We start from the raw sequence: 23,280 nt of genomic DNA, 5'->3' as shown, positions 1-23,280 counted from the left end.
ATAATTGTTAACGTAAATTATTAATTATTTTCAATTCGAAAAATACGATTATTTTCAAAACCCTTATCTCTTCTTTTAGGTTGATAAATAAAATTATTTTTATTCAATAACGCGATAGAGCTTTCATTATTTTTATGAGTAAAGGCTTCTATAGCTTTTAAGTTAAGTTTAGAAAAACCAAAATGAATAACTTTTTGTAATGATTCACTCATAAAACCTTTTTTATGAAAATCAGGATGTAATTCATAACCTATTTCAGCAGTAAGTTTATCTTCAGAAAAATTCCATAAGCAAATAGTTCCAATGAGTTGTTGATCTTTTTTAATAGCCCAATAAAAGTATTCGTTATTTAAAACACCTTTAGTTATTTTTTCAATAAAAGGAACTAGTTCATTAACCTCTTTAGGAAGTTCTCTTTTTATAAATTCATTAGTTTTAGGATGAGTTCTTAATTTAAAAAGAGCGTCAATATCAGTTTTTTCTAACTGAGTTAACTCTAAACGTTGAGTTGTTAAAAAAGAGAAAGAAATATTGTTCATTGGAATTATTGTAAACTAACCATTTTATCTACACTCCAAGCTAAAGGTTTATCATTAAATAAAACTTTAGTTTGAGCCCAAACACCTTTGAATAATTCAGAGTTTCTATAATTTTCTAAATCTTGTTCAGTATCCCAATAACTGTAAGTAAAAAAGATATTCGGATTCGTTTTATCTCTATATAATTCTAATAAGTTACAACCAGGAGATTTTCTAATAAATTCTTTTTTTGAGTCAAAGTTTTTTAAAAACTCTTCAATTTTCTCAGGTTGAAAACTCATTTTTACAATTCGAACAAACATATAATTAATTTATAGTGGTAAAATCTGGTGAAATAATAGTTTCAAACTCAATAGAAATACTGTCTCTATAACCTAAACCTAGTAAGGTAGAAGCACCTCCTACAGTATCTAAATTACTACGGTAAATGGCAATTTCTAAAAAACCAGCAGAATTAAAAATAGCTAATTTTTCTCCATCGTATTGTCTTTTTTCAACAGGAATAGAATAATCTACAATTTCATTATAACGATTGTAAATTTTATCAAAACTATAGCGTCTGGCAGTTATAGTAAAATTACGTCCTTTACCAATAGAGTTAAAAAGTTTCTTACTAATATTTGTAATTACATTTCCGTAGTTATCAATATAAATAACACCACCTATAATATGGTCTTGCTTTTGATTTATCTTAGGCTGAATTTCAGTAATGTTCTTATAAGATTCAATTTCTTTACCAATAACATTTAAACTACCGCCACGGCCAATATGAGAAGCAACCTGAACAAATACATCTAATACAGGAAAACTACTTTCAATATGATTATGAATATTAATTTCAACAATCTTTGAAGGCTTTATTTCGGAAGCAATCATAGATATAATTCCGTTATCAGGACAAATAAAATAATGATTGTCTAATTCTAAAGCTATATGTTTATTATCTACACTCAATTCAGAATCAACTCCAACAATATGTATTGTTTTATCAGGAAAGCTTTTATAGGTGTTTTTTAAAATATAAGCAGTCTCGGTAATATTAAAAGGAGTAATGTGATGCGTAATGTCAACAATGTTCGCATCAGGTAATTCAGAGTAAATAGCACCTTTAACAGCCCCTACAAAGTGGTCTTTTATTCCAAAATCGGTAGTTAAAGTAATGAGAGGCATTTAATTAGTTGCTTGTTAATTAATATGTTGAAAAAATCTGTTGAATTTACAGCAAAACTACGTAATTCGATAAAAATAATCATTATTTTTAGAGTGAATAATATTAAAAACATATATCATTTGAACGAACGAATTATTGAATTAACCGAAATTAATCCAAAAGATTTTTTTGGAGCTCAAAACAGTACAATAACTCAGTTAAAAACATACTTTCCAAAAGTAAAAATTGTTGCAAGAGGAAATACATTAAAAATTTATGGGGAAGCAGAGCTTTTAGACGAATTTGAAAAACGTTTAGGAATGCTCATAAAATACTTCAATAGATATAACAAGTTAGATGAAAATAGTATAGAACGTATTTTAACATCTACAGGAAAGGAAGAGGAAATTCGTAAATCGAATAAGGTTGAAGGAGTCTTAGTGCATGGAGTTAGCGGTAAATTAATAAAAGCACAAACAACGAACCAACGTAAAATGGTTGAGCTAATGCTTAAAAACGATATGCTTTTTGCAGTAGGTCCAGCAGGAACTGGAAAAACATATACAGCAGTAGCATTAGCAGTAAAGGCACTTAAAGAAAAAGAAGTGCGTAGAATTATACTAACGAGGCCAGCAGTAGAGTCAGGGGAAAACTTAGGTTTTTTACCAGGAGATTTAAAAGAAAAATTAGACCCATATATGCAACCTTTATATGATGCATTAAGAGATATGATTCCGCATGAAAAGTTAGAATCATATTTAGAAAAGGGAATTATACAAATAGCACCATTAGCATTTATGCGTGGAAGAACATTAGATAATGCATTTGTAATTTTAGATGAGGCACAAAATACAACGCATAACCAAATGAAAATGTTTTTAACACGTATGGGAATGCATGCAAAGTTTATTATTACAGGTGATCCTGGTCAAATAGATTTACCAAGAAAACAAGTCTCAGGTTTAAAAGAAGCATTGTTAGCTTTAAAAGGTATAGATGGGATTGGACAAATATACTTAGATGATAAAGATGTAGTAAGACACCGCTTAATTAAGAAAATTGTAAAAGCATATAAAAGTATTGAAACAGAGTAATCTTTAGTTGTAATTTATAACTTTTAAACTTTGAGTTTTGAAATGTAAAAACTTACTTTTGCAATCAACAACACAACAAAAAAAGAATGAATACAATTAACGAAACTAACTTCAAGTTTCCACAACAGAAGTCTGTTTATAAAGGAAAGGTAAGAGAAGTATACAATGTAAACGATGAATTATTGGTAATGATTGCATCAGATAGATTGTCAGCTTTTGATGTAATTTTGCCTCGTCAAATCCCTTTTAAAGGACAGATTTTAAACCAGATTGCAACCAAAATGATGAATGATACAGCCGATATTGTTCCGAATTGGTTAGTGGCAAATCCAGATGAAAATGTTGCAGTAGGACATTTATGTGAACCATTTAAAGTAGAAATGGTTATTAGAGGTTACTTGTCAGGACATGCCGCTCGTGAATATAATGCAGGAAAAAGGATTCTTTGTGGAGTTGAAATGCCTGAAGGATTAAAAGAGAACGATAAATTTCCTACACCTATTATTACTCCATCTACAAAAGCAGATAACGGAGAGCATGACGAGGATATTTCAAGAGAGGAAATTTTAGCAAAAGGAATAGTTTCAGAAGAAGATTATTTAGTTTTAGAAGATTACACAAGAAAATTATTTCAAAGAGGAACTGAAATAGCAGCTTCAAGAGACTTAATTTTAGTAGATACTAAATATGAATTCGGTAAGACAAGAGATGGAAAAATAGTTTTGATAGATGAAATACATACTCCAGATTCATCACGTTACTTTTATAAGGAAGGATATAAAGAACGTCAAGAGAAAGGAGAAAAGCAAAAACAATTATCAAAAGAGTTTGTACGTCAATGGTTAATCGAAAATGGGTTTCAAGGAAAAGAAGGACAACAAATTCCTGAAATGTCAGATGATAAAATTAATGAGATATCTAATAGATATATCGAATTATACGAACAAATTACAGGAGAAACTTTTGTTAAGGCAAATACAGAAAATGTATTAGCACGTATTGAAAAAAATGTTGTCAGTTTTTTAAATGGACAATAAAAAAATAAGCATACGACCAGTTTTAAATTTGACATCAAAAATTCCAATTGAAGATTTTCAAAACAGAATTGTACGACCAATTTTAAAACTACAACATGATCTTATTTTACAGTTTTTTATTTTTTATTGTAATAAACAAAAAGTTAGGATATCATATTTAGAGAAAGAAAGTTTTCAAAATCTAGTTGATACAATAATTAAAAAAAATATAAATTTTAAAAATCAGTTATTAGGTTCAATTATAGGTCAATTCACCATAAAAGAATTTGAATTCTATAAAGACAATGATGCTGAAATAAATAAAAGAATTTTAACGATGATTGGTCAAAGAATTTCAGATAGCCAATTAGAAATTAAAAATTTTAAAACAAACAACAATGATAATAGAACCAAGAACTAGAGGGTTTATTTGTTTAACATCTCACCCAGTTGGATGTGAACAAAATGTAAAAGACCAAATAGCATATGTGCAGTCAAAAGGAAAAATAGAAGGAGCAAAAAAAGTTTTAGTCATAGGAGCTTCAACTGGATTTGGATTAGCTTCAAGAATTACAAGTGCATTTGGTTCAGATGCCGCAACAATAGGAGTGTTTTTTGACAAGCCAGCAAGTGAAGGAAGACCAGCATCACCAGGTTTTTACAATACAGCAGCTTTTGAAAAAGAAGCGCATGCAGCAGGATTATATGCAAAAAGTATAAATGCCGATGCATTTTCAAATGATGTAAAAAAGCAAGTAGTAGATTTAATCAAAGAAGATTTAGGTCAAGTAGATTTAGTAATCTATAGTTTAGCATCGCCAGTAAGAACGCATCCAGAAACAGGAAAAAGATATAAGTCTGTTTTAAAACCTATAGGAGAGGTCTTTTCAAATAAAACAGTAGATTTTCATACAGGTAATGTATCAGAAATATCAATAAAACCAGCTGAAGGTGATGATGTTGCTAATACGGTAACTGTAATGGGAGGAGAAGACTGGAAAATGTGGATGGACGCCTTACAAGCAGAAAATTTATTATCAGAAGGAGCAACAACAGTAGCGTATTCATACATTGGGCCAGAAGTAACAAAACCAGTATATAGAAATGGTACAATAGGAGCTGCAAAAGATGATTTAGAAGCTACAGCATTTAAAATTACAGAAGATTTAAAATCTATAGGAGCAAAGGCTTATGTTTCAGTAAATAAAGCATTAGTAACACAAGCAAGTTCAGCAATACCAGTAATTCCATTATACATATCATTATTATTTAAGGTAATGAAAGAAAAAGGAATTCACGAAGGTTGTATAGAGCAAATCCAACGTTTATATAGTGAGAGATTATTTGGAGGAGATTTAGCTTTAGATGAAAAAGGAAGAATTCGTGTTGACGATTGGGAAATGAGAGAGGATGTACAAGCAGAGATTTCTAAATTATGGGAAGAAGCAACTACAGAAAATCTTTCTGAAATAGGAGATTTAGAAGGTTATAGTAATGAATTCTTTAAGTTATTTGGATTTAAAGTAGCAGGAGTAGACTATGATGCTGATGTAAATGAGTTAGTAGAAATTCCAAGTATTCAATAAAAAATAAATTTTAAGAAGAGCCTCATAGAATTTCTATGAGGCTTTTTTTTATTTTTAACTTTTTAAAATAAAACCAATGAAGGCAGTAACTGTAAAAAAAATAAAAGATGAGTTGGCATATAAAACATCAGGCGAATTGATGGAGTTATGTTTACAGTTATCAAAATTTAAAAAAGAAAATAAAGAGTTGCTAACGTACTTGTTATTTGAATCTCATAATGAAGAAGGCTATATAGAGAGTATAAAGGAAGAAATAGACGGATTATTTGAACAAGTAAACACAAAGAGTTACTATTACATACGTAAAAGCGTTCGTAAAATCTTAACAACAACCAAAAAGTTTATTCGATATTCAAAAAAGAAAGAAACAGAAGTAGCTTTACTGTTGCACTTTTGTATAAAGCTAAAAGAGTTTAAACCAAGTATAAAAAGAAGTCCAAGATTACAAGCAACTTACGATAGGCAATTAGAGCTAGCAAAAAAAGCTATAGATAAGTTACACGAAGATTTACAGTATGATTATAATGAAATGATTAGCGAGCTTAATTTGTAGTTGTAAAGCTAGAAGGTAATTCAAACACTTCTAAATTGAAATATTGCACAGAAGCAAGTAAGTGGTCAAAAATATCAGCCATTATATATTCATAATTTTGCCATCTTTTATCTGCACTAAAAGCATAAATTTCAAGAGGTAATCCTTGAGAAGTTGGAGCTAATTGTCTAACCATAATCATCATGTTTTTATTAATAGCAGGATGATTTTCAATATATGTTTCAGCATATTTTCTAAAAACACCAATGTTAGTGAGGTTTCTACCATTTAAAAGAAAGTTCTTATTTATATTCTTTTCTTCATTATAGGTATTAATGTTTTCTTGCTTGTCAGTTAAATAATTTTCAATAAGATGAATAGATTTTAAATTGTTTATCTCGTCATCAGATAAATAATGAATACTATCCATTTTAATATTTAGGGCTCTTTTAATTCTTCTACCTTGAGAATTAACCATACCTCTCCAATTTTTAAAAGAATCGGAAATTAAGGCATAGGTAGGGATAGTAGTAATAGTTTTGTCAAAATTCTGAACTTTAACAGTGGCTAAAGAAATTTCAATAACGTCACCATCGGCACCAAATTTCTCAAAAGTAATCCAGTCACCAATACGAACTATATCATTAACAGAAACTTGAATACTAGCAACAAAACCAAGTATTGTGTCTTTAAAAATTAGAATAATTATAGCGGAAGCAGCACCAAGAGCGGTAAAAAACTTCCAAATAGATTGATCGGTGATAATAGCAAAAGCTAAAATAGTTCCAGCTAGCCAAGCAAAAATCATAAAAACCTGAATATAGCTATCAACAGGCTTGTCTTTAAAACGAGGAAGCTTTTTTAAAAAATCTTTAAGGCTATTCAAAACACTCCTAGCAATACTAAGCGTTAAAAGAATACTAATTATCGAAACTAATTTAGTGGTGAAATTCCTTAAATATTCAAAATCAAAAAAGATAATAGGAATTAACTCAAAAAAAATAAGCACAGGAATAAGATGTGCAACATTAGTAGGAACTTTATTGGTAATTAAAATATCATCAAAACTTGTTTTAGACGATTTCGCAATCCTAATAGAGATATTTCTAAGTACTTTTCTAGCAATAATATCTATAAGATAAGTAAGAATAAGAGATATGATTACAAGAAAAAACAGATTTAAATAAATAGAAATGTTTTTAGAAAAACCAAAATCTATTAGGTAATCGTAAAAAAAGTGTCTATCAAATTCCATAAGAGTAAAATATCTTACAAAACTATTAATAAAAGGCGTATGAATTGGTTATGAGACAGTTTAATTTAAAAATAATTGAGCTTAAAGTTTTCTTAAAAAGAAGTTAAGAAAAATTAGAAGTTTTATATTTTTTGTAACTTACACAAAACGTAACAAAACTATCCAAAATGCCAACATATACAATTAATATTAATGGTAGCTCAAAAACCGTTAATGTAGATGCCGATACACCATTACTTTGGGTTTTAAGAGATGAGTTAAACATGCTAGGAACCAAATTTGGTTGCGGAATAGCACAATGTGGAGCTTGTACAATACATGTAGATGGAACAGCAATGAGAAGTTGTCAACTTCAGGTATCAATGTTAGATAAAGAAGAAATTACAACAATTGAAGGGCTTTCAGAAAAAGGAGATCATCCTTTGCAAGAAGCATGGAAAGAAGTAGATGTACCTCAGTGTGGTTATTGTCAAGCAGGACAAATAATGACAGCAGCTTCGTTTTTGAAAGATAATCCTAAACCTTCAAATGAAGAGATTAGAGAAGCAATGCATGGAAACTTGTGTAGATGTGCCTCGTATAATAGAATAGAAAAAGCAGTAGCTATAGCAGCTAAAAAAATGTCTTAAAAATTTAAATTATGAGCACTCAAGAAAAAAAGTACACATTCAGTAGAAGGAATTTTTTAAGAACTGCTGCATTAGCAGGTGGAGGAGTAATGATAGGTTTCAATATGTTTACAGCATGTAAACCAAATGTGAAACCGTCAATAGATGTAGAGAATTTAAATTTTAACGATTTTAATGCTTTTATAAAAATTTCACAAGAAGGCTATGTAACCATTTATTCGCCCAATCCAGAAATAGGTCAGGGGGTAAAAACATCTATGCCAATGATTATTGCAGAAGAGTTAGATGTAGATTGGGATAAGGTACATGTAGTTCAAGCAAAGTATAATAAAAAAGAATATACAAGACAGGTAGCAGGAGGAAGTCAATCTATAAGACATGGATGGGATGCGTTGAGGCAAACAGGAGCAACAACAAAACAAATGTTGGTAAATGCAGCAGCAGCAAAATGGGGGGTTGAGGCGTCAACTTGTAAAGCATCCAAAGGTGTAATAACAAATGCTAAAGGAGAAACTTTAGGTTATGGCGATGTTGTTAAAGAAGCAGCTCTTCTAGAAGTACCAGAAAAAGTAACATTAAAAAAATCTTCAGAATACACCATAATAGGAACAAATGCTGTTAATGTAGATTTAGAGAAAATAGTAACAGGAAAACCGTTGTTCGGGTTAGATTATAAGGCTGAAGGAATGTTGTATGCGTCAGTTTTAAGACCACCAGCATTTGGACAAACACTGGAAGCTTTTGATGATTCAGATGCGAAGAAAGTAAATGGCGTTTCAGAAATAATAAAATTTGGAGATAAAATTGCAGTTCTAGGTTCAAGTACTTGGGCTGCTATGAAAGGAAAAAAAGCTTTAAAAGCAACCTGGAAAGAAGGCTCAAAACTAGAAAGTACATCAGATCATAATAAAATATTGAATGAAATATTAGACGCAAAAGATTTAGATGTAAGAAGAGAAGATGGAAATGTAAAACAAGCATTTAAGGAAGCAGATAAAATAATTGAAAAAACATATCATTCACCTTTTTTACCGCATAACTGTTTAGAACCAATGAATTTTTATGCAAATGTAACTTCAGAAAAAATACATTTGGTTGGACCTATACAAACACCACAGTGGACAGCAGGAAGAATAGCAAAACTCTTAAATAGAAAAGAAGAAGAAATAGAGCTAGAAATGACTAGAATGGGAGGTGGATTTGGACGTCGTCTGTATGGTGACTTTGCTTTAGAAGCAGCAGAAATATCAGATAAATCGAAAAAACCAGTAAAAGTAGTTTTTTCAAGAGAAGATGATATGACAGATGGAATTTACAGACCAGCTATAAAATATAGAATAGCAGCTTCGATTAAAGATGGAAAAATAACAGGATACCATTTAAAAGAAGCAGCAATAAATGGAAATATGTATGGCTTAATACCACATTTTTTTCCTGCAGGATGTATTCCAAATTATAAAGTGTCAACCAAAAATTATAAAAGTAATATTACAACAGGAGCTTGGAGAGCACCTTATACAAACTTTTTAGCTTTTGCAGAACAAAGTTTCTTTGATGAATTAGCATTGGAGTTAAATAAAGATGCAGTACAATTAAGGTTAGAATTACTGGAGAATGTAAAAGGTACAAAAGACGAGAAAATCGAGTATTCAGGAGAGCGAATGCAAAATACTATAAAACTAGCAGCAGAAAAAGGAAATTGGGGAAATCCAAGAGAAGGAGTTTACCAAGGGTTTGCAGCATATTATAGTCATAATACACATGTAGCGGAATTAGCAGAGGTAGAACTAAAAAATGGGTCACCAATAGTTACCAAAGTAATAGCAGCAGTAGATTGCGGAATTGTAATCAATCCAACAGGAGCTATAAATCAAATACAAGGAGGAGTTCTAGATGGTCTAGGACATGCAATGTATGGAGATTTAACATTCGATAATGGAAAACCATCAAACAAAAATTTTGATACCTATCGATTAATACGAATGAATGAAACACCAGAGGTAGAAGTACATTTTGTAGAAAATGAATTGTCGCCAACAGGTTTAGGAGAACCAGGACTTCCGCCAGCAGGAGGAGCAGTTGCAAATGCGGTATACAAAGCTATAGGAAAGAGAATGTATAGCCAGCCATTTGAAAAAGAATTAGCAGTTAAAATAGAAAGCTAAAAAATAAAAATATAAAAGAAATAAAAAGATGTCGTACAGGCATCTTTTTTTTATGAGCAAAATGAACATAAAGTCAATTTGAAAGTCTGTTAAAAAAGAACTATTTTCGCAGTCTATAAAAAATCAAAAGTAATAATGGTAAAAGATTTATTTGAAAGAATAAAAGACGATAAAGGACCTTTAGGAAAATGGGCAGATAAAGCAGAAGGATATTATGTGTTTCCTAAATTAGAAGGACCAATATCAAATAGAATGTCTTTCAATGGAAAAAAAGTAGTTACTTGGAGTATTAATGATTATTTAGGTTTAGCAAATCATCCAGAAGTATTAAAAGTAGACGGAGAGTCAGCTGCAACTGATGGAATGGCATATCCAATGGGAGCTAGAATGATGTCTGGACATACAAAGTATCACGAGCAATTAGAGCAAGAGTGCGCAGAGTTTGTAGGAAAAGAAGCATCGTATTTAGTGAATTTTGGATACCAAGGAATGGTTTCAGCAATAGATGCTTTAGTTGGAAAAGATGATATTATCGTATATGACATGGATACACATGCATGTATAATAGATGGAGTTAGATTACATGCAGGAAAAAGATTTGTATATCGTCATAATGACATTGAGAGCTGTGAGAAAAACTTAAAAAGAGCTACAAAAATGGCAGAAAAAACAGGAGGAGGAATCTTGTTAGTTTCTGAAGGAGTTTTTGGTATGCGAGGAGAACAAGGAAGATTAGCAGAAATAGTAGCACTAAAAGAAAAATATAATTTTAGGTTATTAGTAGATGATGCACATGGATTCGGAACCTTAGGAGAAGGAGGAAGAGGAACAGGGTTTGAACAAGGAGTTCAAGACGGAATAGATGTATATTTTGCAACATTTGCAAAGTCTATGGCTGGTATAGGAGCATTTTTTGCTGGAGATAAAGATGTAGTACAATACTTGCAATATAATATGAGATCACAAATGTTTGCTAAATCTTTACCAATGCCAATGGTAAAAGGAGCGTTAAAGCGTTTGGATATGATCCGTACTATGCCAGAGTTAAAAGAAAATCTGTGGAAAATCACTAATGCGTTACAGTCAGGTTTAAGAAATGCAGGTTTCGATTTAGGAACAACACAAACATGTATAACACCAGTGTATTTGAAAGGAGAAATCCCAGAGGCAATGGCAATGGTGCAAGATTTGCGTGAAAACCATGGAGTGTTTTGTTCAATAGTAGTGTATCCGGTAATACCAAGAGGGTTAATAATATTAAGATTAATTCCAACGGCTAGACACACACAAGAAGATGTAGATGAAACAATCGAAGCATTTTCAGCAATAAGAGAGAAGTTAGAAAACGGAACTTATAAAAGAATAGCAGAAGCTATTATGGCAGAATAGTCGAAAAAAAATAAAAAAGAAAAACTCATGAAACATTTCATGAGTTTTTTTGTTTTAAAAGAAACTAATTAAATTTGATTTCCTTATTTAATGTGTAAAAAAATAATGAAAAAGCTCATATATATATGTATAATATTACTTGCCGGAGTTATGAAAGGGCAAATAAAAGATACATTGCCAAATTTTAATGATGAATATTTTTTAATAAAGGATGGAGATAGTTTAATGATTACTTTAAACGAAGTTTCCGTTCTGCCAAAGCATAAATTTAAAAAACAGTCAGATGTTCATTATTATTATTGGTTCAGAAGAAAAGTTTTTAAAGCATATCCATATGCAGTATTAGCAGCTAAAAGAATAGATAGTGTAAATGCTCGACTTTCAAGAATAAAATCTAAAAGTAAAAAAAGACGATATGTTAAAAGAGTGCAAAAATATTTGGAAGAGGAATTAACCAAACCATTAAAGAAGCTAACAAGAACAGAAGGAAGGTTATTGTTGAAACTAATTCATAGACAATCAGGAAAAACAGCATTTAATAATGTAAAGGAATTAAGAAGTGGATGGAAAGCTTTTTGGTATAATGCAACAGCAAATTTATTTAAACTATCATTGAAGTCGGAATATAAACCAGAAAGTGAAAACGAAGATTATTTAATAGAAGATATAATACAAAGAGCTTTAATAGATGAGAAAATAGAATATCAAAAGCCTAAATTGGAAAAAGATTATAAATCAATTGTAATAAATAGAAAAGGAAAAGTAGATGTAGAAGAGTATATTAAGATGTTTGCAATGATGAAGAAGAAAAAGAAAAAAAAGAAGCCTAAAAAGAGATAAATCAATTCTTGCGACAAAAAACTTTAGGATGTAACTTATTGATAGATAGGTGATGTAATAAATAATTCAAAAAAAGATTAAAAAAGATAGTTGTTATGTTAAAAAAGGGTTCTATATTTGCACCCGCTAACGAAAAAACGACAAGTTATAAAGTTAGTAAAAGTTCATTAAAATAGGCGGTAGAGCAGTGTTAAAAGAGCGTAAAAAATAAGTTAAATTATTCTTGTTTATTACGAAATAAAGATGCTATCTTTGCAGTCCGTTTTAGAGACGATAGTTCATTAAAATTATAGCAAAAACAAATTAAAAAAAAACTTTCAAAAAAGTTTGTCAGTTTTAAAAAGGTTTGTAAATTTGCAACCGCTTAAATAAAGCGACACGATCAAAGAAATTTTGGAATGATTTAGATAAAAAAAATCAACTAGTTCGAGTCTAGTATTTCTACAAGAGAGTTAATTGATATTTTGGTTGAGAAGACTAAATATAGAGGTTAACAAAGTTCATTGAAAATATTGAAATTGACAGCGTAAAACAAAGAGTAGAATAACATGTCTAACTTCGTTAGATAAAATTCTTTTGAAACTTATTCATTCATAATATTAAAGATTATACAATGAAGAGTTTGATCCTGGCTCAGGATGAACGCTAGCGGCAGGCTTAACACATGCAAGTCGAGGGGTAACAGGAAAAAGCTTGCTTTTTTGCTGACGACCGGCGAACGGGTGCGTAACGCGTATAGAATCTGCCTTGTACAGGAGGATAGCCTTTAGAAATGAAGATTAATACTCCATAATATTGGGAAGCGGCATCGCTATCTAATTAAACATTTATGGGTACAAGATGACTATGCGTCCTATTAGCTAGATGGTAAGGTAACGGCTTACCATGGCAACGATAGGTAGGGGGTCTGAGAGGATTATCCCCCACACTGGTACTGAGACACGGACCAGACTCCTACGGGAGGCAGCAGTGAGGAATATTGGTCAATGGAGGCAACTCTGAACCAGCCATGCCGCGTGCAGGAAGACTGCCCTATGGGTTGTAAACTGCTTTTATACAGGAAGAAACAGTCGTACGTGTACGGCCTTGACGGTACTGTAAGAATAAGCACCGGCTAACTCCGTGCCAGCAGCCGCGGTAATACGGAGGGTGCAAGCGTTATCCGGAATCATTGGGTTTAAAGGGTCCGCAGGCGGTCAATTAAGTCAGAGGTGAAATCCCATAGCTTAACTATGGAACTGCCTTTGATACTGGTTGACTTGAGTTATACGGAAGTAGATAGAATAAGTAGTGTAGCGGTGAAATGCATAGATATTACTTAGAATACCGATTGCGAAGGCAGTCTACTACGTATATACTGACGCTCATGGACGAAAGCGTGGGGAGCGAACAGGATTAGATACCCTGGTAGTCCACGCCGTAAACGATGGACACTAGTTGTTGGGGTTTACTTCAGTGACTAAGCGAAAGTGATAAGTGTCCCACCTGGGGAGTACGATCGCAAGATTGAAACTCAAAGGAATTGACGGGGGCCCGCACAAGCGGTGGAGCATGTGGTTTAATTCGATGATACGCGAGGAACCTTACCAGGGCTTAAATGTAGAGTGACAGGTCTAGAGATAGATTTTTCTTCGGACACTTTACAAGGTGCTGCATGGTTGTCGTCAGCTCGTGCCGTGAGGTGTCAGGTTAAGTCCTATAACGAGCGCAACCCCTATCGTTAGTTGCTAACAGGTCAAGCTGAGGACTCTAGCGAGACTGCCGGTGCAAACCGCGAGGAAGGTGGGGATGACGTCAAATCATCACGGCCCTTACGTCCTGGGCTACACACGTGCTACAATGGTATGGACAATGAGCAGCCACTATGCGAATAGGAGCGAATCTATAAACCATATCACAGTTCGGATCGGAGTCTGCAACTCGACTCCGTGAAGCTGGAATCGCTAGTAATCGGATATCAGCCATGATCCGGTGAATACGTTCCCGGGCCTTGTACACACCGCCCGTCAAGCCATGGAAGCTGGGGGTGCCTGAAGTTCGTTACCGAGAGGAGCGGCCTAGGGTAAAACTGGTAACTAGGGCTAAGTCGTAACAAGGTAGCCGTACCGGAAGGTGCGGCTGGAACACCTCCTTTCTAGAGAAAGATGGTGAGTTACAAATGAATTATTTTACTCTTTGCTGTTAATTTTAAAATATTAGACTAAGATCTTATAGTCTCGTAGCTCAGCTGGTTAGAGCGCTACACTGATAATGTAGAGGTCGGCAGTTCGAGTCTGCCCGAGACTACAATAAGACCCTTAGTGAAGGAAATTTTAGAAGTTGAGAAGTATGGGTTGTTACAACTAATAACTCACGACTAAGAACTCATGCCTAAAAGACTATGGGGGATTAGCTCAGCTGGCTAGAGCGCTTGCCTTGCACGCAAGAGGTCACCGGTTCGACTCCGGTATTCTCCACAATCAGGTTTTTATAATCTGAAAACGTTCATTGACATATTGGTAGAATGATATCGTAAAGAATCAAGATAGAGAAGTTAAATTTAAATATTTAACAAGAATATTTTTTATAAAAACAAATTATAAAGAGCTCGTTCTAGAAGTAATTCTAGAGCAAAAAGTACAATAAGCTAAATAAGGGCGTATGGCGGATGCCTAGGCTTTCAGAGGCGATGAAGGACGCGATAAGCTGCGATAAGCTACGGGGAGAAGCACATATTTTATGATCCGTAGATTTCCGAATGGGGCAACCCAGCATGTTGAAGACATGTTACCCGTAAGGGGGCAAACCTGGTGAACTGAAACATCTAAGTAACCAGAGGAAGAGAAAACAATAGTGATTCCGTTAGTAGTGGCGAGCGAACGCGGATTAGCCCAAACCAATGCTGTTACGGCAGTATTGGGGTTGTAGGGCTGCGACATTAGAATCTAAGTGAACTAGAATCGTTTGGAAAGACGAACCAAAGAGAGTGATAGTCTCGTATAGGTAAGCGAAGAGGATATAGCAGTACCCTGAGTAGTGCGGGACACGTGTAATCCTGTATGAATCCACCGGGACCATCCGGTAAGGCTAAATACTCCTGAAAGACCGATAGTGAACTAGTACCGTGAGGGAAAGGTGAAAAGAACCCTAAGTAAGGGAGTGAAAGAGAACCTGAAACCGTACGCCTACAAGCGGTCGGAGCACATTTACTGTGTGACGGCGTGCCTTTTGCATAATGAGCCTACGAGTTACTGTTGCTAGCAAGGTTAAGGATTTAAGGTCCGGAGCCGAAGCGAAAGCGAGTCTGAATAGGGCGAGATTAGTTAGTAGTAGTAGACGCGAAACCGAGTGATCTACCCATGGGCAGGTTGAAGCTGTGGTAACACACAGTGGAGGACCGAACCAGTTGACGTTGAAAAGTCTTTGGATGACCTGTGGGTAGGGGTGAAAGGCCAATCAAACTCGGAAATAGCTCGTACTCCCCGAAATGCATTTAGGTGCAGCGTTGAGTAAAAGTTTTATAGAGGTAGAGCTACTGATTGGATGCGGGGGCTTCACCGCCTACCAATTCCTGACAAACTCCGAATGCTATAAAATGTTTCTCAGCAGTGAGGGCATGGGTGCTAAGGTCCATGTCCGAGAGGGAAAGAACCCAGACCATCAGCTAAGGTCCCCAAATATATGTTAAGTTGAACTAACGAGGTGAAACTGCTTAGACAGCTAGGATGTTGGCTTGGAAGCAGCCATTCATTTAAAGAGTGCGTAACAGCTCACTAGTCGAGCGGTTTTGCATGGATAATAATCGGGCATAAACATATTACCGAAGCTATGGATTTATATTTATATATAAGTGGTAGGGGAGCATTCTATTTGCGCCGAAGGTGTACTGTGAGGTATGCTGGAGCGGATAGAAAAGAAAATGTAGGCATAAGTAACGATAAAGGGGGCGAGAAACCCCCTCACCGAAAGACTAAGGTTTCCTCAGCGATGCTAATCAGCTGAGGGTTAGTCGGGACCTAAGGCGAATCCGAAGGGAGTAGTCGATGGACAACAGGTTAATATTCCTGTACTTCTTATAATTGCGATGGGGTGACGGAGTGATGAAAGCACCGCGAACTGACGGAATAGTTCGTTGAAACATTTAGGTATTAGAGCTGTAGGCAAATCCGCAGCTTTAGCTGAAGTGTGATAGTACAACAAGTCTTCGGATGCGTTGATAGTGTGCCTAAGGGCTTCCAAGAAAAACCTCTAAGCTTCAGATTATAAGAACCCGTACCGTAAACCGACACAGGTAGTTGGGATGAGAATTCTAAGGTGCTCGAGAGATTCATGGCTAAGGAACTAGGCAAAATCGACCCGTAACTTCGGGAGAAGGGTCGCCCCACTCTGTGGGGCCGCAGTGAAAAGGTCCAGGCGACTGTTTATCAAAAACACAGGGCTTTGCTAAATTGAAAGATGATGTATAAGGCCTGACACCTGCCCGGTGCTGGAAGGTTAAGTGGAGGGTTTAGCTTCGGCGAAGATCTGAAATGAAGCCCCAGTAAACGGCGGCCGTAACTATAACGGTCCTAAGGTAGCGAAATTCCTTGTCGGGTAAGTTCCGACCTGCACGAATGGTGCAACGATCTGGACACTGTCTCAGCCATGAGCTCGGTGAAATTGTAGTATCGGTGAAGATGCCGATTACCCGCAGCGGGACGAAAAGACCCCGTGAACCTTTACTATAGCTTCGTATTGACTTTGGATAAGTAATGTGTAGGATAGGTGGGAGACATTGAAGCGGCGTCGCTAGGCGTTGTGGAGTCGTCCTTGAAATACCACCCTTTGCTTATCTAGAGCCTAACTCAGCAATGAGAACAGTGCGTGGTGGGTAGTTTGACTGGGGTGGTCGCCTCCAAAAGAGTAACGGAGGCTTCTAAAGGTTCCCTCAGCACGTTTGGTAACCGTGCGTAGAGTGCAATGGCATAAGGGAGCTTGACTGAGAGACATACAGGTCGATCAGGTACGAAAGTAGAGCATAGTGATCCGGTGGTTCCGCATGGAAGGGCCATCGCTCAAAGGATAAAAGGTACTCCGGGGATAACAGGCTGATCTCCCCCAAGAGCTCACATCGACGGGGGGGTTTGGCACCTCGATGTCGGCTCGTCACATCCTGGGGCTGGAGAAGGTCCCAAGGGTTGGGCTGTTCGCCCATTAAAGTGGCACGCGAGCTGGGTTCAGAACGTCGTGAGACAGTTCGGTCTCTATCTGCTGTGGGCGTTAGAAATTTGAGTGGATCTGACTTTAGTACGAGAGGACCGAGTTGGACGAACCTCTGGTGTATCTGTTGTTCCGCCAGGAGCACTGCAGAGTAGCTACGTTCGGAAGGGATAAGCGCTGAAAGCATATAAGCGCGAAACCCACCACAAGATGAGATTTCTTTAAAGGGTCGTTGGAGATTACAACGTTGATAGGCTACAGGTGTAAAGGCAGTAATGTCATAGCCGAGTAGTACTAATAACCCATAGGCTTATGTATATCGTCTTCCCTCTACGGAGGGAAGCGCAACTCTTTGATAATTTATGATATGATTTTACTAATATGTTAACTTTTACAGTTGAAATACACTGAAACGATTTAAGGTGATTATTGCAATGGGGCTCACCTCTTACCATTCCGAACAGAGAAGTTAAGCCCATTAGCGCCGATGGTACTGCCGATGGTGGGAGAGTAGGTCGTTGCCTTTCTTTTTAACCTCAATCTTATACTATAAGATTGAGGTTTTTTTTTGCTCTAAATCTAAATAACGATATAATTGATAAGAGTATTAGATTATTTCCTATGGTATAAAAGATAATGATGCTAATGATGTAAGAGAGTTTATGATAATATTATAGCCTTTGTTATAGAATAAATAGAATACGGATTATAAAGTGTCTCTAATTGGCGTTTAAGGAAGTCTTTTCTTAATGATGAATAATTAGTTTACTTATCATATTTTTTTGCTTAGGTAAAATTATCGTAGAATAATAAAATAAGAGCATGTAGTACTTTCTATTTTACAATAGGAAAGAGCTTCGGTTAGCGGTATATGAGTAGTTATTTATGGAGGGTAAACATTATAAATCATACAGGAATTAGTTAAACCAACCCTTGCGATAAAAAACTTTCAGATGTAACTTATTGATAGATAGGTGATGTAAAAAATAATTCAAAAAAAGATTAAAAAGGATAGTTGTTATGTTAAAAAAGGGTTCTATATTTGCACCCGCTAACGGAAAAACGATAGTTTGAAAGATAGCAAAAGTTCATTAAAATAGGCGGTAGAGAGTTGTTAAAAGAGAGTAAAAAATAAGTTAAATTATTCTTGTTTATTACAAAATAAAGATGCTATCTTTGCAGTCCGTTTTAGAGGCGACAGTTCATTAAAATTTTAGCAAAAACAAATTAAAAAAAAACTTTCAAAAAAGTTTGTCAGTTTTAAAAAGGTTTGTAAATTTGCAACCGCTTAAATAAAGCGACACGATCAAAGAAATTTTGGAATGATTTAGATAAAAAAAATCAACTAGTTCGAGTCTAGTATTTCTACAAGAGAGTTAATTGATATTTTGGTTGAGAAGACTAAATATAGAGGTTAACAAAGTTCATTGAAAATATTGAAATTGACAGCGTAAAACAAAGAGTAGAATAACATGTCTAACTTCGTTAGATAAAATTCTTTTGAAACTTATTCATTCATAATATTAAAGATTATACAATGAAGAGTTTGATCCTGGCTCAGGATGAACGCTAGCGGCAGGCTTAACACATGCAAGTCGAGGGGTAACAGGAAAAAGCTTGCTTTTTTGCTGACGACCGGCGAACGGGTGCGTAACGCGTATAGAATCTGCCTTGTACAGGAGGATAGCCTTTAGAAATGAAGATTAATACTCCATAATATTGGGAAGCGGCATCGCTATCTAATTAAACATTTATGGGTACAAGATGACTATGCGTCCTATTAGCTAGATGGTAAGGTAACGGCTTACCATGGCAACGATAGGTAGGGGGTCTGAGAGGATTATCCCCCACACTGGTACTGAGACACGGACCAGACTCCTACGGGAGGCAGCAGTGAGGAATATTGGTCAATGGAGGCAACTCTGAACCAGCCATGCCGCGTGCAGGAAGACTGCCCTATGGGTTGTAAACTGCTTTTATACAGGAAGAAACAGTCGTACGTGTACGGCCTTGACGGTACTGTAAGAATAAGCACCGGCTAACTCCGTGCCAGCAGCCGCGGTAATACGGAGGGTGCAAGCGTTATCCGGAATCATTGGGTTTAAAGGGTCCGCAGGCGGTCAATTAAGTCAGAGGTGAAATCCCATAGCTTAACTATGGAACTGCCTTTGATACTGGTTGACTTGAGTTATACGGAAGTAGATAGAATAAGTAGTGTAGCGGTGAAATGCATAGATATTACTTAGAATACCGATTGCGAAGGCAGTCTACTACGTATATACTGACGCTCATGGACGAAAGCGTGGGGAGCGAACAGGATTAGATACCCTGGTAGTCCACGCCGTAAACGATGGACACTAGTTGTTGGGGTTTACTTCAGTGACTAAGCGAAAGTGATAAGTGTCCCACCTGGGGAGTACGATCGCAAGATTGAAACTCAAAGGAATTGACGGGGGCCCGCACAAGCGGTGGAGCATGTGGTTTAATTCGATGATACGCGAGGAACCTTACCAGGGCTTAAATGTAGAGTGACAGGTCTAGAGATAGATTTTTCTTCGGACACTTTACAAGGTGCTGCATGGTTGTCGTCAGCTCGTGCCGTGAGGTGTCAGGTTAAGTCCTATAACGAGCGCAACCCCTATCGTTAGTTGCTAACAGGTCAAGCTGAGGACTCTAGCGAGACTGCCGGTGCAAACCGCGAGGAAGGTGGGGATGACGTCAAATCATCACGGCCCTTACGTCCTGGGCTACACACGTGCTACAATGGTATGGACAATGAGCAGCCACTATGCGAATAGGAGCGAATCTATAAACCATATCACAGTTCGGATCGGAGTCTGCAACTCGACTCCGTGAAGCTGGAATCGCTAGTAATCGGATATCAGCCATGATCCGGTGAATACGTTCCCGGGCCTTGTACACACCGCCCGTCAAGCCATGGAAGCTGGGGGTGCCTGAAGTTCGTTACCGAGAGGAGCGGCCTAGGGTAAAACTGGTAACTAGGGCTAAGTCGTAACAAGGTAGCCGTACCGGAAGGTGCGGCTGGAACACCTCCTTTCTAGAGAAAGATGGTGAGTTACAAATGAATTATTTTACTCTTTGCTGTTAATTTTAAAATATTAGACTAAGATCTTATAGTCTCGTAGCTCAGCTGGTTAGAGCGCTACACTGATAATGTAGAGGTCGGCAGTTCGAGTCTGCCCGAGACTACAATAAGACCCTTAGTGAAGGAAATTTTAGAAGTTGAGAAGTATGGGTTGTTACAACTAATAACTCACGACTAAGAACTCATGCCTAAAAGACTATGGGGGATTAGCTCAGCTGGCTAGAGCGCTTGCCTTGCACGCAAGAGGTCACCGGTTCGACTCCGGTATTCTCCACAATCAGGTTTTTATAATCTGAAAACGTTCATTGACATATTGGTAGAATGATATCGTAAAGAATCAAGATAGAGAAGTTAAATTTAAATATTTAACAAGAATATTTTTTATAAAAACAAATTATAAAGAGCTCGTTCTAGAAGTAATTCTAGAGCAAAAAGTACAATAAGCTAAATAAGGGCGTATGGCGGATGCCTAGGCTTTCAGAGGCGATGAAGGACGCGATAAGCTGCGATAAGCTACGGGGAGAAGCACATATTTTATGATCCGTAGATTTCCGAATGGGGCAACCCAGCATGTTGAAGACATGTTACCCGTAAGGGGGCAAACCTGGTGAACTGAAACATCTAAGTAACCAGAGGAAGAGAAAACAATAGTGATTCCGTTAGTAGTGGCGAGCGAACGCGGATTAGCCCAAACCAATGCTGTTACGGCAGTATTGGGGTTGTAGGGCTGCGACATTAGAATCTAAGTGAACTAGAATCGTTTGGAAAGACGAACCAAAGAGAGTGATAGTCTCGTATAGGTAAGCGAAGAGGATATAGCAGTACCCTGAGTAGTGCGGGACACGTGTAATCCTGTATGAATCCACCGGGACCATCCGGTAAGGCTAAATACTCCTGAAAGACCGATAGTGAACTAGTACCGTGAGGGAAAGGTGAAAAGAACCCTAAGTAAGGGAGTGAAAGAGAACCTGAAACCGTACGCCTACAAGCGGTCGGAGCACATTTACTGTGTGACGGCGTGCCTTTTGCATAATGAGCCTACGAGTTACTGTTGCTAGCAAGGTTAAGGATTTAAGGTCCGGAGCCGAAGCGAAAGCGAGTCTGAATAGGGCGAGATTAGTTAGTAGTAGTAGACGCGAAACCGAGTGATCTACCCATGGGCAGGTTGAAGCTGTGGTAACACACAGTGGAGGACCGAACCAGTTGACGTTGAAAAGTCTTTGGATGACCTGTGGGTAGGGGTGAAAGGCCAATCAAACTCGGAAATAGCTCGTACTCCCCGAAATGCATTTAGGTGCAGCGTTGAGTAAAAGTTTTATAGAGGTAGAGCTACTGATTGGATGCGGGGGCTTCACCGCCTACCAATTCCTGACAAACTCCGAATGCTATAAAATGTTTCTCAGCAGTGAGGGCATGGGTGCTAAGGTCCATGTCCGAGAGGGAAAGAACCCAGACCATCAGCTAAGGTCCCCAAATATATGTTAAGTTGAACTAACGAGGTGAAACTGCTTAGACAGCTAGGATGTTGGCTTGGAAGCAGCCATTCATTTAAAGAGTGCGTAACAGCTCACTAGTCGAGCGGTTTTGCATGGATAATAATCGGGCATAAACATATTACCGAAGCTATGGATTTATATTTATATATAAGTGGTAGGGGAGCATTCTATTTGCGCCGAAGGTGTACTGTGAGGTATGCTGGAGCGGATAGAAAAGAAAATGTAGGCATAAGTAACGATAAAGGGGGCGAGAAACCCCCTCACCGAAAGACTAAGGTTTCCTCAGCGATGCTAATCAGCTGAGGGTTAGTCGGGACCTAAGGCGAATCCGAAGGGAGTAGTCGATGGACAACAGGTTAATATTCCTGTACTTCTTATAATTGCGATGGGGTGACGGAGTGATGAAAGCACCGCGAACTGACGGAATAGTTCGTTGAAACATTTAGGTATTAGAGCTGTAGGCAAATCCGCAGCTTTAGCTGAAGTGTGATAGTACAACAAGTCTTCGGATGCGTTGATAGTGTGCCTAAGGGCTTCCAAGAAAAACCTCTAAGCTTCAGATTATAAGAACCCGTACCGTAAACCGACACAGGTAGTTGGGATGAGAATTCTAAGGTGCTCGAGAGATTCATGGCTAAGGAACTAGGCAAAATCGACCCGTAACTTCGGGAGAAGGGTCGCCCCACTCTGTGGGGCCGCAGTGAAAAGGTCCAGGCGACTGTTTATCAAAAACACAGGGCTTTGCTAAATTGAAAGATGATGTATAAGGCCTGACACCTGCCCGGTGCTGGAAGGTTAAGTGGAGGGTTTAGCTTCGGCGAAGATCTGAAATGAAGCCCCAGTAAACGGCGGCCGTAACTATAACGGTCCTAAGGTAGCGAAATTCCTTGTCGGGTAAGTTCCGACCTGCACGAATGGTGCAACGATCTGGACACTGTCTCAGCCATGAGCTCGGTGAAATTGTAGTATCGGTGAAGATGCCGATTACCCGCAGCGGGACGAAAAGACCCCGTGAACCTTTACTATAGCTTCGTATTGACTTTGGATAAGTAATGTGTAGGATAGGTGGGAGACATTGAAGCGGCGTCGCTAGGCGTTGTGGAGTCGTCCTTGAAATACCACCCTTTGCTTATCTAGAGCCTAACTCAGCAATGAGAACAGTGCGTGGTGGGTAGTTTGACTGGGGTGGTCGCCTCCAAAAGAGTAACGGAGGCTTCTAAAGGTTCCCTCAGCACGTTTGGTAACCGTGCGTAGAGTGCAATGGCATAAGGGAGCTTGACTGAGAGACATACAGGTCGATCAGGT

Annotated in this window: 13 protein-coding genes, 4 tRNA genes and 5 rRNA genes; 18 read left to right on the top strand and 4 right to left on the bottom strand. The window is 37.0% G+C overall.

Annotated elements, in window-relative coordinates; all coding sequences use genetic code 11:
• Positions 1-20: 20 nt before the first annotated feature.
• Genes ACOQN8_RS00275 through ACOQN8_RS00265 form a run of 3 tightly spaced genes read right to left on the bottom strand, consistent with a single transcriptional unit; the run spans position 21 to position 1,709 of the window.
• Complete coding sequence (locus ACOQN8_RS00275; protein WP_420551174.1) at positions 21-539, bottom strand: GNAT family N-acetyltransferase; 519 nt, start codon at positions 537-539, stop codon at positions 21-23.
• A 5-nt stretch (positions 540-544) separates the two neighbouring features.
• The gene (locus ACOQN8_RS00270) at positions 545-841 is read right to left on the bottom strand and encodes a putative quinol monooxygenase (RefSeq protein WP_420551173.1); all 297 of its coding nucleotides are present in this window, start codon (positions 839-841) and stop codon (positions 545-547) included.
• Positions 842-845: 4 nt separating this feature from the next.
• Positions 846-1,709, bottom strand: coding sequence for an SAM hydrolase/SAM-dependent halogenase family protein (locus tag ACOQN8_RS00265; protein ID WP_272151757.1), 864 nt, complete (start codon positions 1,707-1,709; stop codon positions 846-848).
• Between the two features lie 120 nt (positions 1,710-1,829).
• Here ACOQN8_RS00265 and ACOQN8_RS00260 point away from each other — a divergent pair, with 120 nt between their 5' ends.
• The 5 genes from ACOQN8_RS00260 (at position 1,830) to ACOQN8_RS00240 (ending at position 5,938) form a co-directional block, all read left to right on the top strand.
• Positions 1,830-2,783: a PhoH family protein gene (locus ACOQN8_RS00260; protein WP_150899847.1), complete on the top strand. Its 954-nt coding sequence runs from the start codon at positions 1,830-1,832 to the stop codon at positions 2,781-2,783.
• Positions 2,784-2,869: 86 nt separating this feature from the next.
• The gene (locus tag ACOQN8_RS00255) at positions 2,870-3,820 is read left to right on the top strand and encodes a phosphoribosylaminoimidazolesuccinocarboxamide synthase (RefSeq protein WP_420551172.1); all 951 of its coding nucleotides are present in this window, start codon (positions 2,870-2,872) and stop codon (positions 3,818-3,820) included.
• 28 nt (positions 3,821-3,848) lie between these two features.
• Entirely contained in the window at positions 3,849-4,220 is a 372-nt protein-coding gene (locus tag ACOQN8_RS00250; RefSeq protein WP_420551171.1) for a glyoxalase, read from the top strand.
• Positions 4,198-5,385, top strand: coding sequence for an enoyl-ACP reductase FabV (gene fabV / locus ACOQN8_RS00245; RefSeq protein WP_272151754.1), 1,188 nt, complete (start codon positions 4,198-4,200; stop codon positions 5,383-5,385). Before ACOQN8_RS00250 ends, fabV begins: the two co-directional genes overlap by 23 nt.
• A gap of 76 nt (positions 5,386-5,461) precedes the next feature.
• A complete protein-coding gene (locus tag ACOQN8_RS00240) occupies positions 5,462-5,938 on the top strand; it encodes a hypothetical protein (RefSeq protein WP_420551170.1) in 477 nt (158 codons plus the stop codon).
• Here the strand turns inward: ACOQN8_RS00240 and ACOQN8_RS00235 are convergent.
• Complete coding sequence (locus tag ACOQN8_RS00235) at positions 5,928-7,172, bottom strand: mechanosensitive ion channel family protein (protein ID WP_420551169.1); 1,245 nt, start codon at positions 7,170-7,172, stop codon at positions 5,928-5,930. The genes ACOQN8_RS00240 and ACOQN8_RS00235 overlap by 11 nt on opposite strands.
• Positions 7,173-7,339: 167 nt before the next feature.
• On the opposite strand from ACOQN8_RS00235, the gene ACOQN8_RS00230 reads away from it, so the two are divergent.
• The 13 genes from ACOQN8_RS00230 to ACOQN8_RS00170 all read left to right on the top strand — a co-directional run.
• Positions 7,340-7,801 carry a (2Fe-2S)-binding protein gene (locus ACOQN8_RS00230; RefSeq protein ID WP_150899838.1) on the top strand — a complete coding sequence of 154 codons (462 nt, stop codon included), beginning with the start codon at positions 7,340-7,342 and terminating at the stop codon, positions 7,799-7,801.
• Positions 7,802-7,812: 11 nt separating this feature from the next.
• Complete coding sequence (locus ACOQN8_RS00225) at positions 7,813-9,966, top strand: xanthine dehydrogenase family protein molybdopterin-binding subunit (protein WP_420551168.1); 2,154 nt, start codon at positions 7,813-7,815, stop codon at positions 9,964-9,966.
• Between the two features lie 135 nt (positions 9,967-10,101).
• On the top strand, positions 10,102-11,355 hold the full coding sequence (capB, locus tag ACOQN8_RS00220; protein ID WP_272151745.1) for a cysteate-C-fatty acyltransferase: 1,254 nt from the start codon (positions 10,102-10,104) through the stop codon (positions 11,353-11,355).
• A gap of 105 nt (positions 11,356-11,460) precedes the next feature.
• Complete coding sequence (locus ACOQN8_RS00215) at positions 11,461-12,195, top strand: DUF4294 domain-containing protein (protein ID WP_420551167.1); 735 nt, start codon at positions 11,461-11,463, stop codon at positions 12,193-12,195.
• A 610-nt stretch (positions 12,196-12,805) separates the two neighbouring features.
• A 16S ribosomal RNA gene (locus tag ACOQN8_RS00210) occupies positions 12,806-14,329 on the top strand.
• 78 nt (positions 14,330-14,407) lie between these two features.
• A tRNA-Ile gene (locus ACOQN8_RS00205) sits at positions 14,408-14,481 on the top strand.
• Between the two features lie 96 nt (positions 14,482-14,577).
• Positions 14,578-14,651: transfer RNA gene (locus ACOQN8_RS00200), tRNA-Ala, on the top strand.
• Positions 14,652-14,814: 163 nt separating this feature from the next.
• Positions 14,815-17,691 (top strand): 23S ribosomal RNA (locus ACOQN8_RS00195).
• A gap of 100 nt (positions 17,692-17,791) precedes the next feature.
• A 5S ribosomal RNA gene (rrf, locus tag ACOQN8_RS00190) occupies positions 17,792-17,900 on the top strand.
• 1,007 nt (positions 17,901-18,907) lie between these two features.
• Positions 18,908-20,431, top strand: a 16S ribosomal RNA gene (locus ACOQN8_RS00185).
• A gap of 78 nt (positions 20,432-20,509) precedes the next feature.
• Positions 20,510-20,583 (top strand) — tRNA-Ile (locus tag ACOQN8_RS00180).
• Positions 20,584-20,679: 96 nt separating this feature from the next.
• Positions 20,680-20,753 (top strand) — tRNA-Ala (locus ACOQN8_RS00175).
• 164 nt (positions 20,754-20,917) lie between these two features.
• A 23S ribosomal RNA gene (locus tag ACOQN8_RS00170) occupies positions 20,918-23,280 on the top strand; the annotation flags it as partial.

The organism is Tenacibaculum aiptasiae, from assembly GCF_965221665.1.
GTDB lineage: Bacteria > Bacteroidota > Bacteroidia > Flavobacteriales > Flavobacteriaceae > Polaribacter > Polaribacter aiptasiae.
The sequence above is the reverse complement of the archived record's forward strand: the minus strand, read 5'-3'. Positions and strand labels throughout refer to the sequence as shown.